The sequence below is a fragment of the Oryzobacter telluris genome, assembly GCF_043099285.1.
Lineage (GTDB): Bacteria > Actinomycetota > Actinomycetes > Actinomycetales > Dermatophilaceae > Oryzobacter > Oryzobacter telluris.
In genome coordinates this window covers 752,376-775,832 of the sequence record NZ_CP170723.1, presented here as the reverse complement: position 1 = coordinate 775,832, position 23,457 = coordinate 752,376, and the positions used below count along the sequence as shown (strand labels likewise).

The window sequence follows — 23,457 nt, the reverse complement described above, 5'->3', positions numbered from 1 at the left end:
CGGTCAGGGGACTCACCCCTTGACGGCCGAGGACGCGACGCTCTGGATGAACCAGCGCTGGAAGGCGAGGAACACGACGACCACGGGGATCACGAGCATCACGCCGAAGGCGAAGATCTGGCCCCAGTCGGTCGGCGGCTGCCCCTTGAACACCGCGATGGCCAGCGGCAGCGGCCGCACGAGCGGCTGGTCCACCATCATCACGGGGAACAGGAACGAGGACCACGCGGCGAGGAAGGTCAGGATCGTCACCGACGCGTACACCGGCTTGGACATCGGCACGATGATCTGGACGAAGATCCGGAACGGCCCGGCCCCGTCGAGCGACGCCGACTCCTGGATCTCCTTGGGGATCGAGATGAAGAACGTGTAGAAGAGGTAGATCGAGAAGGCGCTGGCGACGAACGGGATGTACTGCACGAAGTACGTGTTGCGGAAGTCGTTCATCAGGTAGAACAGCGGCACCGCGATCGCCTCGAAGGGCAGGATCACCAGCAGGATGATGACCGCCAGGATCGCGTCGCGACCCTTCCACCGCAGCCGCGCCAGGGCGTAGGCGGCCATCGAGTTGACGAAGAGCCCACCGATGACGGTCACGCTCGTCACGATGATCGACGCGAGGTAGAAGTTCTGGAAGTACCCGCTGGCGTCGCTCTTGAACCGCTCGAGCACGGCCGTGTAGTTCGCCAGGCTGAGGTGGGTCGGGGAGAACCCGCCCAGCCCGTTGAGGACCTCGTCGGCCGGCTTCAGCGAGCCGATGACCATGTAGATGATCGGCGAGACGAACAGCAGCGAGACCACGACGAGGACGACGTAGATGCCCACGACGCCGAGCCGGCGCCTCGTGCCCATCGTCAGCCTCGGCGCCCCGGCCGCAGCCGTGGTGGTGCCCTGCTTGGTCAGGGTGGTCGAGCTCATCTCAGCTCACCTCTCGGTCCTGGCGGAGCACCCGCTGCTGGACGACCGTGACCACGACGATCACGAGGACGAAGACCACGGTCATCGCCGCACCACGGCCGACGTTGTTCTCCACGAAGGCGGAGGTGACGGCCTGGTACATGACGGTGGAGGTCGAGTTGTTCGGCCCCCCGCGGGTCATGATGTACACCTGGTCGAAGAGCCGGAACGAGAAGATCGTCGTGACGATGACGACGAAAATCAGCGTGTTGCGCAGACCGGGCAGGGTGACGTTGCGGAACTTCTGCCAGGCGTTGGCCCGGTCCAGCGTCGCCGCCTCGTAGAGCTCCTGCGGGATCGCCTGCAGGCCCGCGAGGATGATGATCATCTGGAAGCCGACGCCGGCCCACATCGACATCAGGGCGATCGACGCGAGGGCCAGCTTGGGGTCACCGAGCCAGTCCTGGGGACCGACGGCACCGAAGGTCACCGACGACAGGAACGCGTTGAGCATGCCGAGCCCGTCGCGGGCGAAGATCAGGCTCCAGATCGTCGCGACGAGGGCCATGGGGAAGACGACCGGCAGGAAGAACAGGGTGCGGAACACGGCGATGCCGCGCACCTTCTGGTTGAGCAGTGACGCCAGGCCGACGGCGAGCGCGGTCTGCACCGGCACGACGAACGCGGCGAAGATGAAGTTGTTGAGCAGGCTGCGCCAGAACACCGGGCTGGTGTCGCCGTCGAAGAGGATGCGGCGGTACTGCTCGAGCCCCATCCAGATGTTGGGCCGGGCGCCGTCGAGGCGGACGTTCTGCATCGACAGGACGAACGCCATTGCGAACGGCAGGACGACGAACAGGGCGAGCAGGATCAGCGCGGGGGCGCTGAGGAGGTAGCCGGCGGCGTTCTCCTGGCCGTACGGACGGCCCTTGCCGGAGGTGCGGTGACGCGTCATTGCGGACCCCTTCTCGGTGGGAGGTGGGGGTGACGAGCCGCCCTCATACGGCTCGCCACCCCCGGGCAGGACGTCAGGACGTCACTGGTAGTTGTTGTTGTCGGCGGCGTCCTGGTCGATGGCCTTGGCGGCCTTGTCGAGCTCGGACTGGGCGTCGGCCCCGCCGTAGATCGCCCAGAAGGCGTCGGAGAACTTCTGGTTGATGACGGGCCAGCCGGCGCTGATGGTGCGGGGCACCGTCACGCAGGCGGGCGTCGGGTCGGCCGAGCCGCAGGTCTTGGACAGCTGCTGGCCGTAGAGCTCGAGGTCACCGCCGGCGCCGTAGAGCTTGCTGGCCGCCAGCGCGGCGGTCGTGCCGGGGACGGCGCCGTTGGCCTCGGTGATCTGGCTGACCCACTTGTCGGCCATGATGAACTCGAGGAACGTGGCGGCCGCCTTGGCGTTGGCCGACTTGGCGCCGATGCCCCAGCTGTGTGAGCCCTGACCGCTCTTGGTGCCGTTGCCGAAGTCGGGCAGCGGCATGACGACGAGGTCGTCGCCGAGCGCGGCCTTGTTGGCCGGGTAGGTCCAGTGACCCACCCACGCGAGGCCGACGCGCTTGTCGGTGAAGGCCTTGTCGTCGGCGTTGGGGTCCACGAGCTTGCGCCAGGAGGCGAACCGGGTGAGCGCCGCGGCGACCTTGGGGTCGTTGAGCGCGCCGGTGGCCTTGCCGTTCTTCACCAGCGGCTGCCCGACGGAGTTGACGACGGGCGTGAAGGCGTAGCCGGGCCAGGTCCCGCTGTACTGCTCCTTGATGTCCAGGCCCTTGCCGGACTTGCTCTTAGCGGCGAGCTTGGTGACCGCGGCCTCGAACTCGTCGACGGTCCAGGCGTCCTCGATCGTAGTCGGGATGTCGGTGACCCCGGCCTCGGTGAGCATCGCCTTGTTGCCGTACAGGCCCAGGCCCGAGTCGTACTGGGAGACCGAGTAGTTCTTGCCGCCGACCTTGCCCTGCGCCTGCACCGAGGAGAGCTCGCCGGAGACCACGGCGTCGGACACAACGCCGTCGAGGGGCGCGAGCTTGCCGGCGTACACCAGGGCAGCAGCGGTCTCGCCGTCGAACTCGAACACGTCGGGGAGCGCGTCGGCCGCGGTGGAGGTGAGCGTCTGCCCGTACGTCGCCTGCGGGATGAGGGTCAGCTCGGCCTTGATGTCGGTGTTGGCCGCGTTGAAGGCCGCCACCTCGTCCTTGGCCGCCTTGACCTCGCCCTCCTGGCCCTCCTGGGCCCACACCTTGAGGGTGGTGGCGCCGCCACCACCGCCTCCACCACCGGAGTTCGCGTCGGTCTTGGCGCACCCGGCCAGGGTGGCCGCGAGGGCCAGACCGATGGCGCTGGTGGCCACCACAGCCCTTCTGCCGCGGAAGTGAGGGGACATGCGGGGACTCCTTCGTCTCGGGCCCGGGCGGGCCACCTATGTCGCCGGGCCGCGCTCTCCGGGAGGGGCCCGGTGGGCGACGTCGGCGTCAACCACCACGAGGATGGCGCGAAGTGTTGACGCGCGTCAACAAGAGTTCAGGTCACGAATCGATAACGGCGGCCGAGGTGCTTCAATGGCTCCTCACCGGCAGGAGGAGGTCCCATGGCAACGCGCAGGGACGTCGCGCTGCGCGCGGGCGTGTCGGAGGCCACGGTGTCGTACACGCTCTCCGGCAAGCGGACCATCTCCCCTGCCACCCAGGCCCGGGTCCGGCAGGCCATGGACGAGCTGGGATACCAGCCCCACACCCTCGCCACGGCCCTCGCCGGTGGCTCGAGCCCCGTCGTCGCGGTCCTCTTCCCCGTCTCCGAGCGCGCCATCTCCAACGCAGACATGGAGTACGTCCTCGGTGCGGCGTCGGCGGCACGGGCCGCCGGCCTGCACGTGCTGCTCTGGCCCACCACCGACGACGAGGTCGCCGACGTCGTCAACGTCCACCGCAGCGGCCTCATCGGCGGGGTGGTGCTCATGGAGGTCCTGCTCGACGACCCCCGCGTCGTGGCCCTCACCGAGGCCGGCGTGCCGTGCGCCCTCATCGGCCGCACGGCGGAGGAGGACGAGATCCCCTTCGTCGACCGCGACTTCGACGCCGTGGCCGAGGTGGCGGTGGCGCACCTCGCCGAGCTCGGCCACGAGGAGGTGTGGTTCCTCTCCGGTCCGAAACAGGTGTCGGACAGGCGGTTCGGCGCCCTGGTGCGTGCTGAGACGGCGTTCCGCGCCTCGTGCCGGCGCCACGGCATCCGCGGGTCCGTGCGCAACGCGGCGCCGATGCCCGGCGAGGGCGCCCGCGTCGCCGCAGCCATCGGGAAGGCAGCACGCCGTCCCACCGCCCTCGTGGGCCTGAACGTCGAGGCCACGCTCGGCCTCCTGCAGGCGGCACCGCACGCCGGCATCTCCGTGCCGCGCGACCTCTCGGTCGTGTCGATCGGCACCCCCGAGCCGTGGGCCGCCGCTGCCGAGCCGCCGCTCACGAGCGTCAGCGCTCCGGCATCCGGCATGGGGGCCGCCGCGCTGCACCAGCTCGTCGACCGGATGAACGGCTCCGCATCCGTCGACCAACACGCCCTGTTCGCAGGCGAGTTCATCCTGCGCGAGAGCACAGCGCCACCACCCCTGGTCACCCCCGCGAAGGGCACCCTATGACGGAGGCGTCCGACCGGGCCCGGCCGCACCACGACCGTCGTCACGGCACACCGGCCCAGGACCCCCGGTCGCTGACCCGCGCACACTTCGACCACGTGACGCGGGTGACGACGCGGTGGGCCGACAACGACATGTACGGCCACCTCAACAACGCCGTCTACTACGAGCTGTTCGACACCGCGATCAACGGCTGGCTCATCGCCGGCGCCGGTGTCGACGTCATGGACCTGCCCGAGCTCGGCCTCGTCGCCGAGTCGGGCTGCCGCTTCCTGCGCGAGCTCGAGTTCCCGCGGCCGCTCGACGTCGGGGTCCGCGTCGAGCGCGTGGGGCGCAGCAGCATCACCTACGCCCTGGGCCTGTTCGACGCCCAGGAGGTCGAGCTGGCGGCCCTGGGCCACTGGGTCCACGTCTACGTCGACCGCTCGACCCGCGCGTCCGTCCCCATCCCGGCCGCGGTGCGCGCGGTCGTCACCGGAGCCGAGGAGGCCCGCGCATGAGGATCACCGGAGCCGTCCTGGAGGAGGTGGGCCGGCCCGGTCCGTGGGCGCGGACCCGCCCGCTCACCGTGGGTGAGCTCGAGCTCGACGACCCCGGGCCCGGCGAGGTGCTCGTGGAGATCGCCGCGGCCGGGGTGTGCCACTCCGACCTGTCCGTCGTCGACGGCAACCGCACGCGCCCGGTGCCGATGCTGCTCGGCCACGAGGCCAGCGGCCGGGTGACCGCGCTCGGCGCGGGCGTCACCGACCTCGCCCGGGGCCAGCGGGTCGTCATGACCTTCCTCCCCCGCTGCGGCGAGTGCGCCGGCTGCGCGACCAACGGCCGGATGCCCTGTGGCCCGGGGTCGGCGAGCAACGGCACCGGCGAGCTGCTGGGCGGGGGCCGACGGCTCACCCGCGACGGCGTGCCGGTGCACCACCACCTCGGGGTGTCGGCGTTCGCGACCCACGCCGTGGTCGACGCGCGCTCGGTCGTGGCGGTCGACGACGACGTGCCGCCCGACGTGGCGGCCGTGCTCGGCTGCGCCGTGCTCACCGGGGGCGGCGCCCTCCTCAACGCCGCGCCACCCGAGCCCGGACAGAGTGTCATGGTCGTCGGGCTGGGCGGGGTGGGGATGGCGGCCCTGCTCACCGCGGTCGCGCTCGGCGGCGGTGACGTCGTCGCGGTCGAGGGCGTGGCCGCGAAGCGCGACCAGGCCCGCGACCTCGGCGCAACCACCGTCCTCGACCCGGCCGAGCTCGCCTCCCGCGGAGTGCGCTGCGACGTCGTCGTCGAGGCCGCGGGCAACGCGCGCGCGTTCGAGGCGGCCTTCGCGGCCACCGCACCGGGCGGGCGCACGGTGACGGTCGGACTCCCCCACCCGGACGCCCGCGCGGAGGTCTCGCCGCTGACCCTCGTGGCCGAGGCGAGGACCGTCGTGGGCAGCTACCTCGGGTCGGCCGTGCCGTCACGCGACATCCCCGTGTTCGCCCAGTGGTGGCGCGAGGGACGGTTGCCCGTCGAGGCGCTGATCTCCTCGCGGATCGGGCTCGACGACGTCAACCACGCCATGGACGAGCTCGCCGCCGGAACGGCGCTGCGCCAGATCATCGAGCTCTGAGCGCCCCGACCCGTCCCACTCGGGCAGACTGCCCGCATGTCGCTCCCCGACCCGGCGCTCGTCGTGCTGGTCGGCGCCTCGGGGTCGGGGAAGTCCACGTGGGCGGCCGCGCACTACCGGGCCGAGGAGGTCGCCTCCTCCGACACCCTGCGCGGCATCGTCGGGAGCGGTCCGCACGACCTCGACGCCTCGACCGACGCGTTCGCCCTGCTCGAGTCGATCGTCACGGCCCGGCTCGGGCGCCGGCTGACCACCGTCGTCGACACGCTCGGGTTCGACCCCGCGCGTCGGCTCGGCTGGCTGGCGCTGGCCCGCGCGGCCGGCCTCCCCGGGGTGGTCGTCGTGCTCGAGACGCCAGACGCGGAGTGCCGGCGACGCAACGCCTCCCGCGACCGGCCCGTGCCCGCGTCGGTCCTGGCCGGCCAGCTGCGCCGCTCCCGCGAGGTCGCGGGAGAGCTCGACGGCGAGGGGTGGGACGTCGTCCTCCGCGTCGCGGCCGAGGGCGCCCCACCCGTCCCCGCCGTGGAGACCGCGCGCGCGGCCGAGCACCGCACCGCCTCCACCGGGGTCGAGGTGCTGCTGCACGTCTCGCGCTTCCCGTGGGGCGAGGAGCCGATGACGTGGCTGCGCGACATCGCCCTCGCCGCCGACGAGGCGGGGTTCGCCGGGCTGTCCCTCATGGACCACCTCATCCAGATCCCGCAGGTCGGCCGGGTCTGGGACCCGATCCCCGAACCGTGGGTCGCGCTGGGTGCCATTGCGGCACAGGGGACTTCGCTGCGGCTCGGCACGTTGTGCACGCCCGTGACGTTCCGCCCACCGGGGATCACGGCGAAGGCCGCGGCCACGCTGTCGGCACTGACGGGCGGGCGGGCCTTCCTCGGCATCGGCGCCGGGTGGTGGGAGCGCGAGCACGCCGCGTTCGGGCTGCCGTTCCCGTCGGCGCCCGAGCGGCTCGACGAGCTCGAGTACTCCATCCGGGCCATGCGGGCGCTCTGGGCGCCCGGCACCAAGGCGTACGCGTCCGACGGCGTCTTCCTGCCCGAGACCACCTGCTACCCGCGGCCGTCCGCCCCGGTGCAGGTGCTGGTGGGCGGCGGCGGCGAGCTCCGGACCCTGCGGATCGCGGCCGAGCTGGGCGACGCCTGCAACCTCACGACCTCCGACCCGGCCGTCCTGCGGCACAAGGTCGAGGTGCTGCGGCGGCACTGCGCCGACGTGGGCCGCGACCCGTCCGAGGTCGCGGTGACCGTCCTCGACCTCCCCGTCGTCGGGCGCGACCGCGACGACGTCTGGCGCCGGGTGGAGGCGCTGCGCGGCCGGACGGCGGCTGCCACCTTCGCCGCGCGCACCCACGCCGGCACGGTCGCCGAGCACCGAGACCGGCACGCCAGGCTCGCGGCGCTGGGCGTGTCGCAGGTCTTCCTCAGCACCCCCGACCTCGCCGGCCCCGAGGACGTCCTCGCCCTCGCCGGCCTCACCACCTGACCCCACCTCCATCTCGCGCTACGGGGCAGTAGGTGTCGTGATCGCAGCACCTACTGCCCCCGTAGCGCGCGACCCAGGGCGTGTGGGAGGGCGCAGCGGAGGGAGGACGGGTTCCCAGGTACACGCGACGTCCGGCACAGGTGTGGCACAGCGGTACTGCGCATCGTGGAACGCGAACCGCTCGGCACCGCGCCGACCCGTCACCCAAGGAGACCAGCATGAACAGGACCAGGATCATCACCGGCGTCTCGGCCGTCGTGGCCGCCGCCGCCCTCATCGGGACGGGGGCCGCCCTGTCGGGCGCCGCCACCGGACCGGCGGCCTCGACGCCCTCGGCGACGAGCAGCCCGTCGGGCGACAAGCCCGCCGGGCACGCCCACACGCCGGTCACCGGGGCCGAGCTCGCCGAGGTCACCGCTGCCGTCAAGGCCAAGGACTCCGCCGTCACCGTCACCACCGTCCAGAAGGACCCCGACGGCTCCTACGACGTCGACGGCACCAAGGCCGGCGCCGCCGTCCGCCTCGAGGTGAGCGCCGACCTCAAGACCATCACGACGTCGACCGGCCGCGGCCAGCGGGGGCCGGGCGCCCCCACGAGCCCCGACACCGCGAACACGACCACGACGAGCGCCTCGGTCTGACCGCTCACCTCACGCAGGACCGTGGCCCCCGACGCTGACAGCGCGGGGGCCACGGACCGTGAGGGCCGACCTCGAGGCCCTTCCGGCTCAGGAACCGGGCGACGAGCGCGGCACGAGCTGAACGACGTCGGGGCTCACGTCCTCGCACGACCTGCAGCCCGCGAGCGCGAGCGCCTCGCGGGTCCCGAGCGCGAGTTCGTCGAGCAGCCCACGGACCCCCTCGGCTCCCCCGGTCGCCAGCGCCCAGACGACGGGACGCCCCACGAGGGCGGCGGAGGCGCCGAGCGCGAGGGCCTTGAGCACGTGCGTACCGGTCCGCACCCCTCCGTCGACGTAGACCTCCACCCGGTCCGCGACCGCCTCGACGACCTCCGACAGGGCCATCGGCGTGGGAACGACGCCGTCCAGCTGACGCCCGCCGTGCGTGGAGACCACGACGGCGGCGGCACCAGCGGCCACGCAGTCCCGGGCAGCGGTCGCGGTGAGCACGCCCTTGGCGACCACCGGGAGACCGGTGATGTCGGCCAGGCGCTCGAGGTCGTGGGGCGCGAGGTCGGGCGCCTGCTGCAGCCGCGCGTCCGCGCCGTCCCGCCGGTCGAGTGCCTCGATGACGCCCCGCGGGGGCATCGACGCCGGGAGCCCGGCCCGCTTGCGGGCCACGTAGGGCGTGTCCACGGTGACCACCAGGGCGGTGGCACCGGCCGCGGCGGCCCGCAGCGCCACCTCGTCGGAGACGCCACGGTCGCGCAGCACGTAGACCTGCTGCCAGAACGGGCCGACGGCGGCCACGTCCTCCAGGCGCGTGCTCGAGCGCATCGACAGGACCATGAGGCTGCCGGACTCCTTCGCGGCCCGGGCCACGGCCACCTCACCGTCGGGGTGGACCAGGCCCTGCGCCGCCACCGGTGCGACGAGCACGGGGAGGTCCAGCGGGTTCGAGAGGACCGCCGTGGCGGCGGAGGTCGCCGACACGTCCCGGAGGACGCGGGGGCGCAGGAGGGCCGCGTCCCACGCACTGACCTGCCCGCGCAGCGTCACCTCGGCCCCCGACCCGGAGGCGAAGTACGCGAAGACGTCCGCCGGCAGCAGGTCCCGGGCCCGCGCGCGCAGCAGGTCGTGGTCGGTCATCGCGCCAGTGTGGCGGCGACCAGCTCGTCACGGAGCCACTCGAGCTCACGCGCGACGTAGTCGACGACGTCCCCGTTCTTGAGGTGCCCCGGCAGCACGTCCCAGGTGTAGGTCTCGATCTCCAGGTGGTCCGAGACCGGTGTCCGTGCGTGCACGCCCAGGGCTGCCCGGATGCCGGCCTGGGTGGTGCTCAGCCCGTCGAGGTCGTCGAGGAAGACGGGGACGTGGAAGTGGGTGCGCCACTCGCGCTCGTCCGGGGACGGGTCGGCCTCCCACGCCGCGATCGCGTCCTTCAGGTGCAGGAAGCGGGTGAGCCGTCCGTCACGGAGCTCCGTGGTCTGGCTGAGGTAGATCGTGTCGGTGAAGGTCGCGAGGGCGGCCACCGCCTCCGGGGTCACGGTCGGCACGCGCAGGGCCGCGGCGGCCTGGAGCTTGAACACCGGCACCCCCGCGGCGAGCAGCGACGTCAGGGAGGCGGCGATGTCCTCGAACTGCACCGACTGGTGGCAGATGTCGAAGACGATCCCCAGGTGGCGGCGCACCAGGCCGTGGACCTCGCTGGCGGGCAGCCCCGTCAGGCGGGCGAGCGTCGCGGTCCCGGTCGCCGACCAGACGTCCTGCTGGAACCACTCGATCGTCTCGGCTGTCGTCTCGAGAAAGCAGGCGGGCTCCGGCTCCAGGGCAAGGGTCACCCGCCGTCCCGTGCGACGCTCGAGGTCGACGAGGTGCGCGACGACGCGAAGGACGTTCTCGGTCAACAGGGCCCGGTCCTCGGGCGACGTCACCTTGGGCCGGAACGCCAGCGGCGAGCTCTGGATCGACGGGGACACGCGGTCCGGTGCGATCTCCGCGAGGACGTCGGCGACCTGGCAGGTGTAGCGCACCCGGTCCTCGGTCGCCCAGTCGGGCTCGTACACGTCCTCCATCACCGTGCGTCCCTTGAAAGGGCCATGGGGAAAGGCGTTCACCGTGTAGACGTACATGTCGTGCTCGTCGAGCCAGGCCCGCAGGGCCGCGCGCTCGCCGGCGTCGTCGGTCAGGGACTGCGCCGATGCACCGGACAGCCGGAGCGAGACGGCGTAGGGCGAGGACGGCGACACCCGCTGCTTCACCGCCGGGGCGAACGTCATCAGGCTGTCGCGCATCTCCACCCACGTGTCCCCCGGGTGCACGAGCGTGGAGTACGCGAGGTGGCCACCCGGGGCGGTGGGGTTCACGACCCGCCCCCCTCGAGCCTCGTGCGCACGGCCGCGAGGACCTGCACGGCGGCGGCCCTCGGGAGCCGCTCGTCGTACGCCAGGGCCACCTGGACGAGAGACCGGACGCCGAACCCGCGCCCTCCGTCGGCGTCGACCACGACGACCCGGTCGACGACGGCCCCGACCGACAGCGCCGCGAGCTCACCAGCGGCGAGGGGTGGTGTCTCGACGAGGAGCCCGCAGGCGCCGGCGTCGTGGACCGCCAACATCAGCGCCTCCGGAGCGGCACCGCGGGGGCCGGCTCCGGCCGGTCGGGAGGGACCGGGAGGGGACGCCAGCGCGTTCCGCAGGGCCGCCCTCGTGAGCAGGTGCGCGTCGGGGACCGTGACCGGGCCGTCATCCGCGTGGACGACGACGTCGACCCCCACCCCCGGCTCAGGGTGCGGTGCCGCCTGCCGCAGTGCGGTCAGGGCCGCCTCGATGATGGCCGCGAGGAGCTCGTGCGGTGTCGCAGGCAGGCGCGTGACGTCGACCTCCACGACGGCGGTGGTGACGCCCGCCCGGGCGACCGGTGCCGCAACGCCCGAGCTGCCACCCGTGACCGGCTCGGGAGCGACGGGAACCGTTGCGGCGGAGCGGATTCGGCCAGCCGGCTCCACTCGGCCCGCCGCGTCGAGCACGTCGCCGGGGGTGACCCGACCCCGCGGCCCGGAGCCGGCCATCCCCCCGAGGACGACACCGTGGTCGCGCGCCAGGCGACGCACCCGCGGTGAGTGCGTGTGCCGGTGGGCGACGGTCACGACTGCAGCGCCTTCTCCACCGTGGCGGCCACGCTCTCCGCCGACGGCATGACGAGGTCCTCGAGGGAGTCGGCCGACGGCAACGGGATGTGCGGGGTCGTGATCCGCTGGACCGGTCCGTCGAGGTCCCAGAAGCCTTCGTCGGCGACGATCGCGGCGATCTCCGCGCCCCACCCCAGCACCTGCGGGTTCTCCTCCACGGTGAACAGGCGGCCCGTCTTCGCCACCGAGGCGAGGATCGTCCGGGTGTCCAGCGGCATGAGCGACCGCACGTCGATGACCTCGGCGTCGATGCCGCGGGTGGCGAGGTCCTCGGCAGCGGCGAGCGCGCGCGGCATCATCATCCCGAGGGAGAGGATCGTCGCGTCCCGACCGGCGCGCCGCACCTTCGCGGTCCCCAGGGTGTCGACGATCTCGCCGTCCGGCGCCTCGCCCTTCATCGAGTACAGGCCCTTGTGCTCGCAGAAGATGACCGGGTCGTCGTCGCGGATCGCGGCGGCCATGAGCCCCACGACGTCCTCCGGGGTCGCCGGCGTGACCACCTTGATGCCCGGCACGGCCATCGCCCAGTTCTCGATCGACTGGGAGTGCTGGGCGCCGAAGCGCAGCCCTCCCCCGTTACCGGTCTTGATGACGAGCGGCAGGGTGACCTGTCCCCCGGTCATGTACCGGGTCTTGGCGATCTGGTTGACGACGATGTCCCAGCAGACGGCGAAGAAGTCGGAGAACATGATCTCCGCCACCGGGCGCAGCCCGGTCATGGCGGCCCCCATCGCCGCCCCGAGGATCGCCTGCTCGGAGATCGGGGTGTCGATGACCCGCTGGGGCCCGAACTCCTCGAGCAGACCGACGGTCGTCTTGAACACGCCGCCGGCCCCGGCGACGTCCTCGCCCACGAGGACGACGCGATCGTCGCGGCGCATCTCCTGGGCGATCCCGCGCGCGACGGCGTCGCGGTAGCTCAGTTGCGCCATGACCAGCCTCCATCAGCCCAGACGTCCGTGAACGCGCTCTCCGGCGCGGGGAGGTCCCCCGCGACGGCCTCCTCGGTGGCCGTGTCGACCAGGGCCAGCGCCTCGGCGTCGATGGCGTCGAGGTCGCCCTCCGCCACCCCGAGGCGCACGAGGCGCTCCCGGTAGATGGTCAGCGGGTCGTAGGCCTTCCACGCCTCGACCTCCTCCCCCGGCCGGTACTTGCCGGGGTCGGCGCGCGAGTGGCCGCCGTGGCGGTAGGTCAGCGCCTCGATGAGGGAGGGCCCGCCGCCGGACCGGGCCCGCTCGATGGCCCGGGCGGCCGTGAGGTGGACCTCGTCGGCGTCGTTCCCGTCGATGACGACGGCGTCGAGCCCGTAGGCCGCGGCGCGGTCGGCCGCGGGGTGGGGCACCGCCGTGATGTCGCTGATGGACGTGTACTCCATGTAGAGGTTGTTCTCGCAGACGAACACGACCGGCAGCTGGTAGACCGCGGCGTAGTTCAGCGCCTCGTGGAAGGCCCCGATGTTCGTGGTGCCGTCGCCGAAGAAGCAGACCGTCACCTGCCCGGACCCGCGGTACTGGGCCGACCAGGCGGCGCCGTTCGCGATCGTCAGGTGCGCGCCGATGATGGCGTACGACCCCATCATCCCGTGCTCCACGCTGGTGAGGTGCATGGAGCCGCCCTTGCCCCCCATGAGGCCGTTGGCGCGACCGAGCAGCTCGGCCAGCACGGGGGTCATGGGCACGCCGCGGGCCAGGGTGTGCGCGTGGCCGCGGTACGTGGCGAAGGTGTAGTCGTCCTCGCGCATCGCGACACCGAAGCCGGCGGCGATGGCCTCCATGCCGAGGGACAGGTGGCTGGTGCCCTTGACCAGCTGTTTCATGAACAGGTCGTAGGCGCGCTTCTCGAACAACCGCATCTCGCGCATGGAGCGGTAGAGCCGCAGCCGGGTGGCCGGGTCGACGTCGGCGCCGTCGTTGCGGTCCCGGCGCTCCGGGGGGAGGACGACGCCGTGCTCGCCGTAGCGGTGGTCCGACAGGGGGCTCCTCATGCCAGGACCCCCGTCGTGCTGGTGCTGAGGGCGCCCTCGGGCAGCCGGACGGTGTTGAGGTGGGACTGGCTGTCGCGCATCGTCGGGAGGTGACCGCCGGTCGTGAAGTAGCGCTTGCCGGCGACGAGGAGCTCCTCCGCCGGGAACTTGGTGATGACCTGGCACCCGGTCGCGGTCACGACGATCTCCTCCTCGATGCGGGCGGCCCCCCAGCCGTCGGCCGCCGGCCAGTAGGTCTCGAGGGCGAAGACCATCCCCTCCTCGAGCGTCTCCGGGCTGTCGAACGAGGTGAGCCGGCTGAAGATCGGGCGCTCCCAGATCGACAGGCCGATGCCGTGGCCGTACTGGAGGGCGAAGGCCGCTTCCTCGTCGGGGAAGCCGAACTCCTGGGCCCGCGGCCACAGCGCGACGACGTCCGCGGTCGTGGCCCCGGGCTTGATGACGTCGATCGCCCGGTCCATGAGGTCGCGACAGATCGTGTAGGCGTCGCGCTGGGCCCGTGACGCGCTGCCCACCGCGAAGGTGCGGTAGTAGCACGTCCGGTAGCCCATGAAGCTGTGCAGGATGTCGAAGAAGGCGGGGTCACCGGGTCGGATGAGCCGGTCGGTGAACACGTGCGGATGCGGCGAACACCGTTCTCCCGAGATGGCGTTGACCCCCTCGACGTGCTCGGAGCCCAGGTCGTAGAGCACCTTGCTCACCAGGCCGACGCACTCGTTCTCGCGGACGCCCGGGCGCAGGAAGTCGTACAGCTGCTCGTAGGCCGCGTCGACCATCGAGGCCGCCTGGGTGAGCAGGCCGATCTCGTCCCTGGTCTTCAGCCGCCGCGCCTCGAGGAAGACCTGCTGGCCGTCCACGACCGGGAAACCGGCCTCCGCCAGGGCGAACATCACCGGCGGTTCGATGACGTCGACGCCGATGCTCTGGCCCTCGAGGCCGAAGTCGCACATCACCTCGGCCACCTTCGCGGCGACGTCGGCGGCGCGGCCGGCGCCGGGGGAGATGGCGCCGCGCAGGGTCGAGATGCCGGCCCGGGCGCCGTAGTGCTCGCCCCTTCCCGCCGCCGCGTGCGGGAGGTCGAGCCACTCGGACTGCAGCTGGTGGTGCTTGGCCGCGGAGCCGAAGTCCCAGAGGACGGGGTCGCCCCCACGGGGAAGGAGCGCGAACCGGATCATCTTGTCCATCGCCCAGGTCCCGATGTGGGTCGAGGTCATGTACCGGATGTTGTGGAAGTCGAAGGTCAGCAGCGCGCCGAGGTCGGACCGCTCGAGCTCGGCCTTCAGGCGGTCGAGCCGCTCGCCCCGCAGCCGGCCGAGGTCGAGCCGGCTCTCCCAGTCGACCGCGGTCGTTCCGTAGGTGGGGAACACCATCACAGCTCCTCGGGGTAGGCGTCCGAGCGGTGCGAGCCGGTCGGGTCGGGCGACGTGGACACCACGGAGGCCGCGAGGCGCGCCTCGACGGTCGCCAGGTCGGGACGGGTGCGCAGGTAGGCGTCGGCGGCGAGCCGGCGCCCGTCCTCCAGGTAGTACGCGATCTCGACGAGCTCGAGGGCCAGGCCGTCGGGATCGCTGAAGTAGACCCAGCGCCATCCGGCCAGCGGACCCGAGTCGACGACGTTGACGTCGGAGTAGAAGGTCACACCCTGGCGCTCGAGCTCGGCCCTGGTGGCCCGGACGTCGGCGACCCGGAAGCACACGTGCGCCGCCCCGAGGTGGTTGTTCGGGACCGGGTGCGTGCTCGTTTCGGGGCGGTTGCCGTACTCGATCAGCTCCATCATCGTGTGCTCCCCGGCCCAGAAGCAGACCTGCCGCAGCCGCGCCCCGGGGACACCGACCCCCTTCTCGAGCTCGGGCCCGTCGAACCACGGGGTCGGCTCGTTGGCGAAGGGCAGGCCGAGGACGTCGTGGTAGAAGTGGATCGACCGGTCGAGGTCGCGCACGACGAGCCCGACGTGGTGCACGGCCTGCAGGGCGACACCGCCACTGAGGGCGCTCACGGGGAGACGGTCGTGCTGGTCGGCGAGACGAGGACCTTGAGCTGGTCTCCGGTGGGGTTGACCAGCACGTCGAACCCTTGGGGGACGACGTCCTCCAGGCCGATCCGTGCCGTGACGGCCTTGGCGACGGGGTACTTGCCGGAGGCGATGAGACGGATGATCCTCGGCCAGTCGGTGATGAGGTAGCACCAGCTGCCGATGTAGCTGATGTCCTTCTCCGACAGCCGCATCGCGTCGATCGTGGCGGGCTTGGTGTGCAGGCCGGTCTGCACGATCGACCCACGGGTGCGCACGCTGTCCATGGCGGTGGTCAGCCCGGGAGTGCTCCCCGAGCACTCGGCGACGACGTCGACGCCGGCACCCCGGGTCAGCTCGGCGACGGCGGCGGCGAAGCCCTCCCCCGTGGGGTCGAGGACCGGGCCGATGTCCAGGCTGGTGGCCAGCGCCGCCCGGTTGGGGTTGGGCTCGGCGATAATGACGGTCGAGGCGCCCAGGGCGTCGGCGTACAGGGCCGAGAGGATGCCGATCGGCCCGGCACCGGTGACGAGCACGATGTCGCCGCCGCGGATCCCCACCCGGTCGATGCCGTACGCCGCGACGCTCGCGGGCTCGACGACCGCGCCCTCGATGTCGGACACCTCGTCGGGGATCGTCGACACCTGGTACTCCTTGAGCACCGCGTACTGCGCGAGGCCCCCGGTCTCGGCGGACAGGCCAGTACAGGCGAAGCGGACGCAGAGGTGCCCGAGTCCCTGCCGGCAGAAGGTGCACCGCCCGCACACGATGGCCGGCATGATGCTGACCCGGTCGCCCACGGCCACGTCCGTGACGACGGACCCGATCTCGACGACCCGTGCCGAGAACTCGTGGCCGAGGGTCTGGGGAAGGGTCACGCCGGTGAGCGGGTGGGGGGTCGTCGGCGTGACGATCGGTCCCATGACGTACTCGTGGAGGTCGGTCCCGCAGATGCCGCACCACAGCACCTCGACGAGCACCTCGTCGGAGGCCTTGAGCTGGGGGACGTCGACGTCCTCGACGCGGATGTCGGACTTGCCGTGGAAGCGGGCTGCACGCACCGGGGTCTCCTCGATTCGGTTCTGTGGCTGGGCTCGTCGGGTGGGAGGGCGTGGGTCGAGCAGGCGACCCGGCGTCTAGGTGCGCGTGCGGCGCACCTGGCTGTAGATGACGGCGGCGGCCACGATGAGGCCCCCCTGGAAGAAGTACTGCCAGGCCTGGGTGAGGTCGAGGAAGACCATCGCGTTGAAGACCTGGACGATGAGGCCGGCGCCGAGGAGGGACCCCACGAAGGTCCCCCGTCCGCCGAGCAGGCTGGTGCCGCCGAGCACCACGGCCGTGATGCTGCTCAGCGTGTACCCGGTCCCCTGGGACGGGTCGCCGATGCCGAGCTGGGCCAGGAGCACGACCGAGCCGAGGAAGACGAAGCACGAGGCGGCGACGTAGCCGAGCACCACCGTGCGGTCCACGCCGACGCCGACCCGGCGGGCCGCGTCCTCGTCGGAGCCGACGGCGCGCAGGCGCAGGCCCACGCCCCGACGGCGCAGCACGTACTCCATGGCGACGGCCGTCGCGACGAGCAGGAGGAACACGACCGGGACCGGGCCGACCGCCGTCTTGATCAGCCCCGTCACGGCGACCGCGATGTTGCCTCCGGGGGCGTCGCGCAGCAGGAAGCTGAGGCCCTGGATGCCGATGTACGCCGCGAGGGTGGCCGCCACGGGGGTGAACTTGGCGTACCGGATCAGTGAGCCGTTGACGGCACCGGTGCCCGCGGCCGCGGCCAGCATGACGAGCAGGCCCAGGACCATCACGGGTCCGGACTTGTCCTCGGTGAGGAAGAAGGATCCGACGACCACGAGGAAGCCGGCCAGCGGTCCGACGGACAGGTCGATCCCGCCGGTCATCAGGACGATGGTCTGCCCGAGGGCGATGAATCCCAGTGCGGCACAGGAGGTCATGACGGACGTGATGTTGAAGGGGGCGAGGTAGCGGTCGTTCTGCGAGAAGACGTAGGCGCCCAGGGCGAGCATCACCAGGGCGAGGACGAGCACGGGGGCGTAGTCGCCGTTGAGGAAGCGTCCCAGCCGGGTGGAGCCGGCCCTGCCGGCGGAGGGCGCGGGGGTCGCGGCGGTCTTGTGGCCGGTGGCCCGCACGGCCGCGTTGATGAGCCGCTCCTCGGTGACGTCCTCACCCGACACCGTCTCGACGAGGGAGCCGCGTGACATCACGACCACCCGGTCGCACAGCCCCTCGAGCTCCTTGGCGTCCGAGGACGCCACCACCACGGGCACCCCCGAGGCGGACACCTCGCGCAGGATCCGGTAGATCTCGGCACGGGCGCCGACGTCGACTCCCTGGGTGGGTTCGTCGGCGACGACGATCTCCGGCTGCGACAGCAGCGCCCTGGCCAGGACGACCTTCTGCTGGTTGCCACCGGAGAGGGCCGACACGACGATCTCCGGCGAGGCCATCTTGACCTCCAGCGACGACAGCTCGGCCGAGACCGCCGCCTCCTCGCGCCCGCGGTTGAGCAGCAGGCGGGAGCGGAAGCGGCCCAGGGCCGACAGCGCGGCGTTCTCGCGGACCGACAGCGTCATCATCAGGCCGTCGCGGTGGCGGTCGGCGGGAAGGTACGCCGAGCGCTTGCGCAGCTCCCGGGGCGACCGCTCGGTGCCGGCGAGGGTGACCGACCCGGTGAACGACTCGAGGCCCGCGAGCGCCCGGAGCAGGTCGCTCTGGCCGTTCCCGACGATCCCGGAGACGCCGATGATCTCCCCGCTGCGGGCCGTGAACGACACGTCGGAGAAGCCGGAGCAGCTGAGGCCGTCGACGACGAGGACGTCGGCGAGGTCCGGCGCGTGGTCCGGCTTCGGCGGGAAGGTCGACTCGAGCTGGCGACCGACGATCATCGCCAGCAGCTCGTCGTCGGTGATGTCGTCGACGAGGGCGACGCCGCGGACCCGGCCGTCGCGCAGGACGGTCACCCGGTCGGCGAGCTCCCTGACCTCGGCCAGGCGGTGGGTGATGTAGACGACGGCCGTCCCCGATGCCGCGGCGCGCCGGACGCGCTCGAAGAGCATGTGGACGGAGTCGGGGCCCAGGGGCGCCGTCGGCTCGTCGAGGATGAGGAGGGAGGGGCTGACGGCGAGCGCCTTGGCGAGCTCGAGCAGGTGGCGCTGGGCGACGCTGAGCTGGCCGACGCGGTCGCCGAGGTGCACGTTCGACCCGACGTCGTCGAGCATCCGGCGCATGACCTCGGCACGGCCGGATGCCGGCCCGAGGGCCTCTGCGGGCACGGCCACGGTGATGTTCTCGGCGACGGTCATGTCCGGCAGGACCGCTGGGTGCTGGTGCACGATGGCGATGCCGAGGTGGGTGGCGAGGGCGGGGGTGAGCCGGTCGATAGGGGTGCCGTTCCCGGTGATGGTGCCCGTGTCGGGGCTCACCGCACCGGACGCGACGCCCATGAGGGTCGACTTGCCGGCACCGTTCTCGCCGAGCAGGGCGTGGACCTCACCGGGACGGATCTCGAGGGAGACGTCGGTCAGCGCCGCGACGCCGTCGTAGTTCTTGCTGATGCCGCGAAGAACCATCGCCGGCTCACCGACGAGGGTGGTGCTGTCCTCGATCACGTGCATCCCCTCTGTCCTCTCCTGGGTGGGTCCGTGGGCCGGCCGGGGCGTTGGTGCAGCTCGCACCGACCGGCCCACGAGCTGTTACTTGAGCAGGGCCGCCTGGGCGTCGCCGTCCATCTGCGCGGACAGGTAGATGTCGCCGGGAAGGTCCTTCTCGCAGGTCACCTGGCTCGGCTTCCCTCCGACCGAGTCCTCGAAGATGGGGGCCTGGAACTGCTTCGACGAGGGCGGCGTGCCCCCGGTCGCGAGGGCGACGGCCCACTGCACGGCGAGGCGGGCGTTGTCGTTCCCGGTCGCGACCGTGGTGAGCTTGAAGTCGGGGTTCTTGGCCTTGTTCTCCTCGAAGAAGCACGACAGGACGTTGCCGTCCGAGGTCGCCAGCGCGGGGATGGAGCGTCCGCTCTTCTGGAACTCGGGGAGCGCGCCGACGAGCGAGGGTCCGAAGTCGGAGACGATGGCGTCGATCTTGGGGTTCTTGGCGATCGCCGCGCTGAGCACCTGCTGGGTCTTGGCCGGGTCCCAGTTGGTGACCTCGAAGGGCGAGGCGCCGATGAAGGTGTACTTCCCGCTGGGGTCCAGGACCTCCTTCATGCCCTTGAGCTCGTCGGTGCCCTGGCTGTTGCCGGCCGGTCCGGAGAGGAAGAGGATGTTGCCGCCGTCCGGCAGGTTCTTCAGCAGCCACTGCGCCCAGTTCTTGCCGTCGGTGACGAAGTCGGCGCCGACCCACACGTCGTAGTCCTTGCCGTCGGTGCCACCGGGGTTGACCCTGTAGGGCACCGTGACCACACCGGCCTGCTTGGCGCTCTGCAGCGCCGGGAGCATCGCGTTGCCGGCGTCCGGGAAGACGACGAGGGCGTCGACGCCCTTGGCCACCAGGCCCTGGATGTCGGAGATGGCCTTCTGGGTGTCACCCTGCCCGTCGGCGTAGGTGAAGTCGGTGACGCTCGGGCACTTGGCGATCTCGTCCTTGGCCGCGGCCGTGGTGACGAGCCGCCAGCTGTTGCCGCCGAAGCCGTCGGTGAGGCCGAGGGTGATCTTCTTGGGACCGCACCAGGGCGGGGCGTCGGCCGCGGCAGCGGTGCTGCCGCCTGTGGCTGCGGTGGTGGAGTCGCCGGTGTCGTCGGAGGAGCCGCAGGCACTGAGGGCCAGGGCGGCGACGCTCGACAGCGCCACGAGGCGCGCGGCGGTGGTGGATCGGGACATGCGGATCGACCTTTCTGGGGGTGACGAGCCAGCTGGGTGATGCGGGGGTGGGGTGGGGTGGGACCTGTCAGGTCGCCACGGTGACGTCGGGCCGCCGGGCGGCGACCCTGCGTCGCAGCCGCGACCAGTTGATGGTGTAGAGCGCCACGCCGATGGCGAACGCGGCCGACTGGACCAGCGTCTTGCCGGCGTAGTCGACACCGAGGGCCAGCACGAACTGGTCGAGCTGGATGAGGAAGAGCGCGGCGAGCGCGGTGGCCACGAGGTTGCCGCGGCCTCCGAGCAGTGAGGTGCCGCCGAGGACGACGGCCGCCACGGAGGCGAGGAGGTAGCCGTCCCCCTGGTAGGCCGTCGGCTTGTTGAGGATGCCGGCGAGCAGCAGCGCGCCGAGCCAGTAGAGGACCTGGGCGAAGACGTACCCGCCGGCCCGGAAGCCCTCGACCCGCAGGCCGGCGGCCCAGGCCGCGAGGCCGTTGGCGCCCACGGCCTCGAACCGGCGACCGGCGGCGGTCTTCTTCACCAGCACGGTGGTCACCACCGTGGCGAGGACGGCGACGAGCACGGCGTGGGGGACGCCGAGCGTGCTGCCCCCGGCGAGGCGGGCGAGCAGGGCGGTGGTCTCGCGGGGGGTTCCGCCGGAGACCGCGAGCACCGCGGCGTACAGCAGGGCGTTGGTGCCGAGGGTCGCGACGATCGGGTTGAGGCCGAGGCGCCCGATGAGGAAGCCGTTGCCGAGGCCGGTGAGGACGGCCACGCCGAGGGCGAGGAGTGCGACGGGGAGGACCTTGGAGTCGTCGCCGTAGGCCTGGTGCGTGACCAGGACGATGGTCAGGGAGACGGAGCCGGGAACGGAGAGGTCGATGCCTCCCTGCATGACCACGAGGGTCTGGCCGAGCGCGATGACGGCGAGCACGGCAGCGAACGGGAGCATCCCCTGGACGGCGCCGGAGCTGACGCTGCTCGGCGCGAACACGAGTCCGACGACCACGAGGAGGAGCAGGGCGAGGACCACCGTGACGAGGCCCCGCGAGACCGGCAGCGGGCGACGTCGGCGGACGACGCTCGTCTCGGTGATCGAATCCATGGCCAACTCCTCGACGCTGAGGTTCGTGCGGTGTGAGGCGCACCCGGGGCGCGTCCATCACTGTTAGGTGTGACTGTACATATGACGCAAGTCGTTAACAAGAGGTTCACGCCTGTGCCTCTCAGGTGTCGAACCTTGCCCTCCGGACGACACCGCCGACCAGGTGATCGAGGATCGAATCCGCTTCAGACAGAGGGGTTCTCGTCGAGCGGGAAGCGGCTCAGGTCGGCCATGTCCCGCTCGCCCCACCCGGCGTCCACGACCTGCTGGACCCGGTCGCGGGTCTGCTCCGTGACGGGCAGCCGACCACCCAGCCGGCGGGCGTGGGCGGTGATGAGGCCGAGGTCCTTGGCCACCAGCGCCAAGCTCATCGCCGTGGGTGTGGAGGCGTCGAGGAAGGCCGGGCGCTTGTAGCGGACGAAGGGTGCGCCCACGACACTCTTCTCCAGCACGCCGTAGGCGTCGGCGCGGTCGATGCCCGACCTCTCGGCGAGGTCGAGGGCCTCGGCGAGGGCGGCGTTGAGGTCGTGGACCACGAGGTTGACCGCGAGCTTCATCGCCTGGCCGGCGCCGACCTCGCCGACGTGCAGGACCTCGGCGGCGAACGCCTGCAGGACAGGGACCGCGGCCGTGACGTCGTCGGCCGTCCCGGACGCCATGACGAGCAGGGTGCCGGCGAGCACGGCCGGCACGCTGCCGGAGACCGGGGCGTCGACGAAGCGCACCCCGGACCGCCGCAGCTCGGCGCCCAGGCTCGTCGCGGCCTCGACACCGCTCGTGCCGAGGTCGATGACGAGGCACTCGGGGGGCAGGGCCGCACGCACGGCCTCGTCGAGGAGCACGGCGGAGGTGACCCTGCCGTCGGCCAGGACGGTGAGCACGGCGTCCGCTCCCCCGACGGCCTCGGCGACGGACGCCGCGAGCACCAGCCCTGCGCCGTCCTTGGACTCCACGAGGTCCTGCGCGGAGGAGGTCGTGCGGTTCCACACCCGGACCCGGTGACCGGCGTCCGCCAGCCGACCGGCCATCGCGGCACCCATGCGGCCGGTGCCGAGGAGCGCGACCTCAGCCACGGCGGGGGTCCACGAGGATCTTGCCCCCGGCCGTCCCCGCGACCAGCGGGTCGAACCCGTGGCCGACGACGTCGTCGAGGGCGACGTGGGAGGTGCCGATGACGCCCGCCAGGGGGTCGGTGGTCAGCAGCTCGAGGGCGCGGGGGAGGTCGGTGGCGCAGACGTGGGCGACCGTCGTCGCGATGTCGACCTCACGCAGCACCGGGTCGGCCAGGGCCAGCTCCTGGGGTGCCTTGACCAGGCCGACGAGCAGGACCCGCCCTCCCCTCGCGGCCAGGGTGAGCGACGTGGCCGCGGCCCCCGGGGCGCCGGAGCTCTCGATGACGACGTGCGGTGGCGAGCCCACGAGGTCGCGCAGCCCCTCGGCCGTGGTCGTGCGCTCGACGACGACGGTCGCGGTGGCGCCCAGCTCCCTGGCCACCTCGAGGCGACGGGCATCGACGTCGACGACCGTGATGGTGCCGCGGTGCCCCCTCAACCCGGCGAGGATGAACGACCCGATGGCCCCTGCTCCGAGGACGACGACGTCGTCACCGTCGACGATGCCCGCCCGGTCCACGGCGTGCAGCCCGACGGCCAGGGGCTGGGCGAGGGCCGCCTCGGTGTCGGGGCAGCCGTCCGGGATCGGCACGAGCGTGCTGGTGGGGGCCACGACGAGCTCGGCGAGGCCGCCGTGCGTGGACAGCCCGAGCGTGTAGTACCCGGCGCACAGGTTGGTCCGCCCGCTCCGGCACCACCGGCACGTCCCGCACGACACCCCCGCGCCGCAGGCGACCCGGGTGCCGACCCACGCCGTCGAGTCCGCGGCGGCGTCGACGACGGTCCCGACGAACTCGTGGCCCAGGACCGTCGGGCCGAGGTGGCCGCTCCCGGGGTGCCTGGCGTGCAGGGGCACCATCATCGGGCCCTTGGCGTACTCGGTGGCGTCGGTGCCGCACAGCCCGTTCAGGGCGACCTCGATGACGACCTCCCCCGCCGCGGGGCGGGGGTCCGGCCACTCCTCGACCCGCAGGTCGAGGGGCCCGTGCAGCACTCCGGCGCGCATGTCCGCGATCC

General features: G+C 72.2%; 21 protein-coding genes. 5 read left to right on the top strand and 16 right to left on the bottom strand.

Going from position 1 to position 23,457, the window contains the following annotated elements:
• Positions 1 to 12: 12 nt before the first annotated feature.
• The 3 genes from ACFLFB_RS03475 to ACFLFB_RS03465 form a co-directional block, all read right to left on the bottom strand.
• Positions 13 to 918, bottom strand: coding sequence for a carbohydrate ABC transporter permease (locus ACFLFB_RS03475; protein ID WP_392544313.1), 906 nt, complete (start codon positions 916 to 918; stop codon positions 13 to 15).
• A gap of 1 nt (position 919) precedes the next feature.
• On the bottom strand, positions 920 to 1,852 hold the full coding sequence (locus tag ACFLFB_RS03470; RefSeq protein WP_392544312.1) for a carbohydrate ABC transporter permease: 933 nt from the start codon (positions 1,850 to 1,852) through the stop codon (positions 920 to 922).
• A gap of 81 nt (positions 1,853 to 1,933) precedes the next feature.
• The gene (locus tag ACFLFB_RS03465) at positions 1,934 to 3,268 is read right to left on the bottom strand and encodes an extracellular solute-binding protein (RefSeq protein WP_392544311.1); all 1,335 of its coding nucleotides are present in this window, start codon (positions 3,266 to 3,268) and stop codon (positions 1,934 to 1,936) included.
• 204 nt (positions 3,269 to 3,472) lie between these two features.
• Between ACFLFB_RS03465 and ACFLFB_RS03460 the strand changes: the two genes are divergently transcribed.
• From ACFLFB_RS03460 to ACFLFB_RS03440, 5 genes are all read left to right on the top strand, one after another.
• Complete coding sequence (locus ACFLFB_RS03460) at positions 3,473 to 4,513, top strand: LacI family DNA-binding transcriptional regulator (protein ID WP_392544310.1); 1,041 nt, start codon at positions 3,473 to 3,475, stop codon at positions 4,511 to 4,513.
• A 95-nt stretch (positions 4,514 to 4,608) separates the two neighbouring features.
• Positions 4,609 to 5,010, top strand: a complete 402-nt coding sequence (locus ACFLFB_RS03455) for an acyl-CoA thioesterase (protein WP_392544309.1) — start codon at positions 4,609 to 4,611, stop codon at positions 5,008 to 5,010.
• Positions 5,007 to 6,110, top strand: coding sequence for an alcohol dehydrogenase catalytic domain-containing protein (locus ACFLFB_RS03450; RefSeq protein WP_392544308.1), 1,104 nt, complete (start codon positions 5,007 to 5,009; stop codon positions 6,108 to 6,110). The genes ACFLFB_RS03455 and ACFLFB_RS03450 overlap by 4 nt, the downstream gene beginning before the upstream one ends.
• 36 nt (positions 6,111 to 6,146) lie before the next feature.
• Entirely contained in the window at positions 6,147 to 7,598 is a 1,452-nt protein-coding gene (locus tag ACFLFB_RS03445) for an LLM class flavin-dependent oxidoreductase (RefSeq protein WP_392544307.1), read from the top strand.
• A gap of 218 nt (positions 7,599 to 7,816) precedes the next feature.
• Positions 7,817 to 8,239 (top strand): hypothetical protein, encoded by a 423-nt coding sequence (locus ACFLFB_RS03440; protein ID WP_392544306.1) that lies wholly within the window; start codon positions 7,817 to 7,819, stop codon positions 8,237 to 8,239.
• An 87-nt stretch (positions 8,240 to 8,326) separates the two neighbouring features.
• Here the strand turns inward: ACFLFB_RS03440 and ACFLFB_RS03435 are convergent, their stop codons facing one another.
• From ACFLFB_RS03435 to ACFLFB_RS03375, 13 genes are all read right to left on the bottom strand, one after another.
• Positions 8,327 to 9,367, bottom strand: coding sequence for an alpha-hydroxy acid oxidase (locus ACFLFB_RS03435; RefSeq protein ID WP_392544305.1), 1,041 nt, complete (start codon positions 9,365 to 9,367; stop codon positions 8,327 to 8,329).
• Positions 9,364 to 10,584 carry a metabolite traffic protein EboE gene (eboE, locus tag ACFLFB_RS03430; RefSeq protein WP_392544304.1) on the bottom strand — a complete coding sequence of 407 codons (1,221 nt, stop codon included), beginning with the start codon at positions 10,582 to 10,584 and terminating at the stop codon, positions 9,364 to 9,366. The genes ACFLFB_RS03435 and eboE overlap by 4 nt, the downstream gene beginning before the upstream one ends.
• On the bottom strand, positions 10,581 to 11,366 hold the full coding sequence (locus tag ACFLFB_RS03425; protein WP_392544303.1) for an E3 binding domain-containing protein: 786 nt from the start codon (positions 11,364 to 11,366) through the stop codon (positions 10,581 to 10,583). Before ACFLFB_RS03425 ends, eboE begins: the two co-directional genes overlap by 4 nt.
• Positions 11,363 to 12,340 (bottom strand): alpha-ketoacid dehydrogenase subunit beta, encoded by a 978-nt coding sequence (locus ACFLFB_RS03420; protein ID WP_392544302.1) that lies wholly within the window; start codon positions 12,338 to 12,340, stop codon positions 11,363 to 11,365. Before ACFLFB_RS03420 ends, ACFLFB_RS03425 begins: the two co-directional genes overlap by 4 nt.
• The gene (locus tag ACFLFB_RS03415) at positions 12,328 to 13,392 is read right to left on the bottom strand and encodes a thiamine pyrophosphate-dependent dehydrogenase E1 component subunit alpha (protein WP_392544301.1); all 1,065 of its coding nucleotides are present in this window, start codon (positions 13,390 to 13,392) and stop codon (positions 12,328 to 12,330) included. The genes ACFLFB_RS03420 and ACFLFB_RS03415 overlap by 13 nt, the downstream gene beginning before the upstream one ends.
• Positions 13,389 to 14,762 (bottom strand): M24 family metallopeptidase, encoded by a 1,374-nt coding sequence (locus ACFLFB_RS03410; RefSeq protein ID WP_392544300.1) that lies wholly within the window; start codon positions 14,760 to 14,762, stop codon positions 13,389 to 13,391. The genes ACFLFB_RS03415 and ACFLFB_RS03410 overlap by 4 nt, the downstream gene beginning before the upstream one ends.
• On the bottom strand, positions 14,762 to 15,388 hold the full coding sequence (locus ACFLFB_RS03405; protein ID WP_392544299.1) for a VOC family protein: 627 nt from the start codon (positions 15,386 to 15,388) through the stop codon (positions 14,762 to 14,764). Before ACFLFB_RS03405 ends, ACFLFB_RS03410 begins: the two co-directional genes overlap by 1 nt.
• Positions 15,385 to 16,464 carry a 2,3-butanediol dehydrogenase gene (locus tag ACFLFB_RS03400; protein WP_392544298.1) on the bottom strand — a complete coding sequence of 360 codons (1,080 nt, stop codon included), beginning with the start codon at positions 16,462 to 16,464 and terminating at the stop codon, positions 15,385 to 15,387. Before ACFLFB_RS03400 ends, ACFLFB_RS03405 begins: the two co-directional genes overlap by 4 nt.
• A gap of 75 nt (positions 16,465 to 16,539) precedes the next feature.
• Positions 16,540 to 19,038 (bottom strand): ATP-binding cassette domain-containing protein, encoded by a 2,499-nt coding sequence (locus ACFLFB_RS03395; RefSeq protein ID WP_392544297.1) that lies wholly within the window; start codon positions 19,036 to 19,038, stop codon positions 16,540 to 16,542.
• Positions 19,039 to 19,122: 84 nt separating this feature from the next.
• Positions 19,123 to 20,244 (bottom strand): substrate-binding domain-containing protein, encoded by a 1,122-nt coding sequence (locus tag ACFLFB_RS03390; protein ID WP_392544296.1) that lies wholly within the window; start codon positions 20,242 to 20,244, stop codon positions 19,123 to 19,125.
• A 67-nt stretch (positions 20,245 to 20,311) separates the two neighbouring features.
• Entirely contained in the window at positions 20,312 to 21,328 is a 1,017-nt protein-coding gene (locus ACFLFB_RS03385) for an ABC transporter permease (RefSeq protein ID WP_392544295.1), read from the bottom strand.
• A 185-nt stretch (positions 21,329 to 21,513) separates the two neighbouring features.
• The gene (locus ACFLFB_RS03380) at positions 21,514 to 22,401 is read right to left on the bottom strand and encodes an NAD(P)-dependent oxidoreductase (RefSeq protein WP_392544294.1); all 888 of its coding nucleotides are present in this window, start codon (positions 22,399 to 22,401) and stop codon (positions 21,514 to 21,516) included.
• On the bottom strand, positions 22,394 to 23,446 hold the full coding sequence (locus ACFLFB_RS03375) for a zinc-binding dehydrogenase (protein ID WP_392544293.1): 1,053 nt from the start codon (positions 23,444 to 23,446) through the stop codon (positions 22,394 to 22,396). The genes ACFLFB_RS03380 and ACFLFB_RS03375 overlap by 8 nt, the downstream gene beginning before the upstream one ends.
• Positions 23,447 to 23,457 lie beyond the last annotated feature (11 nt).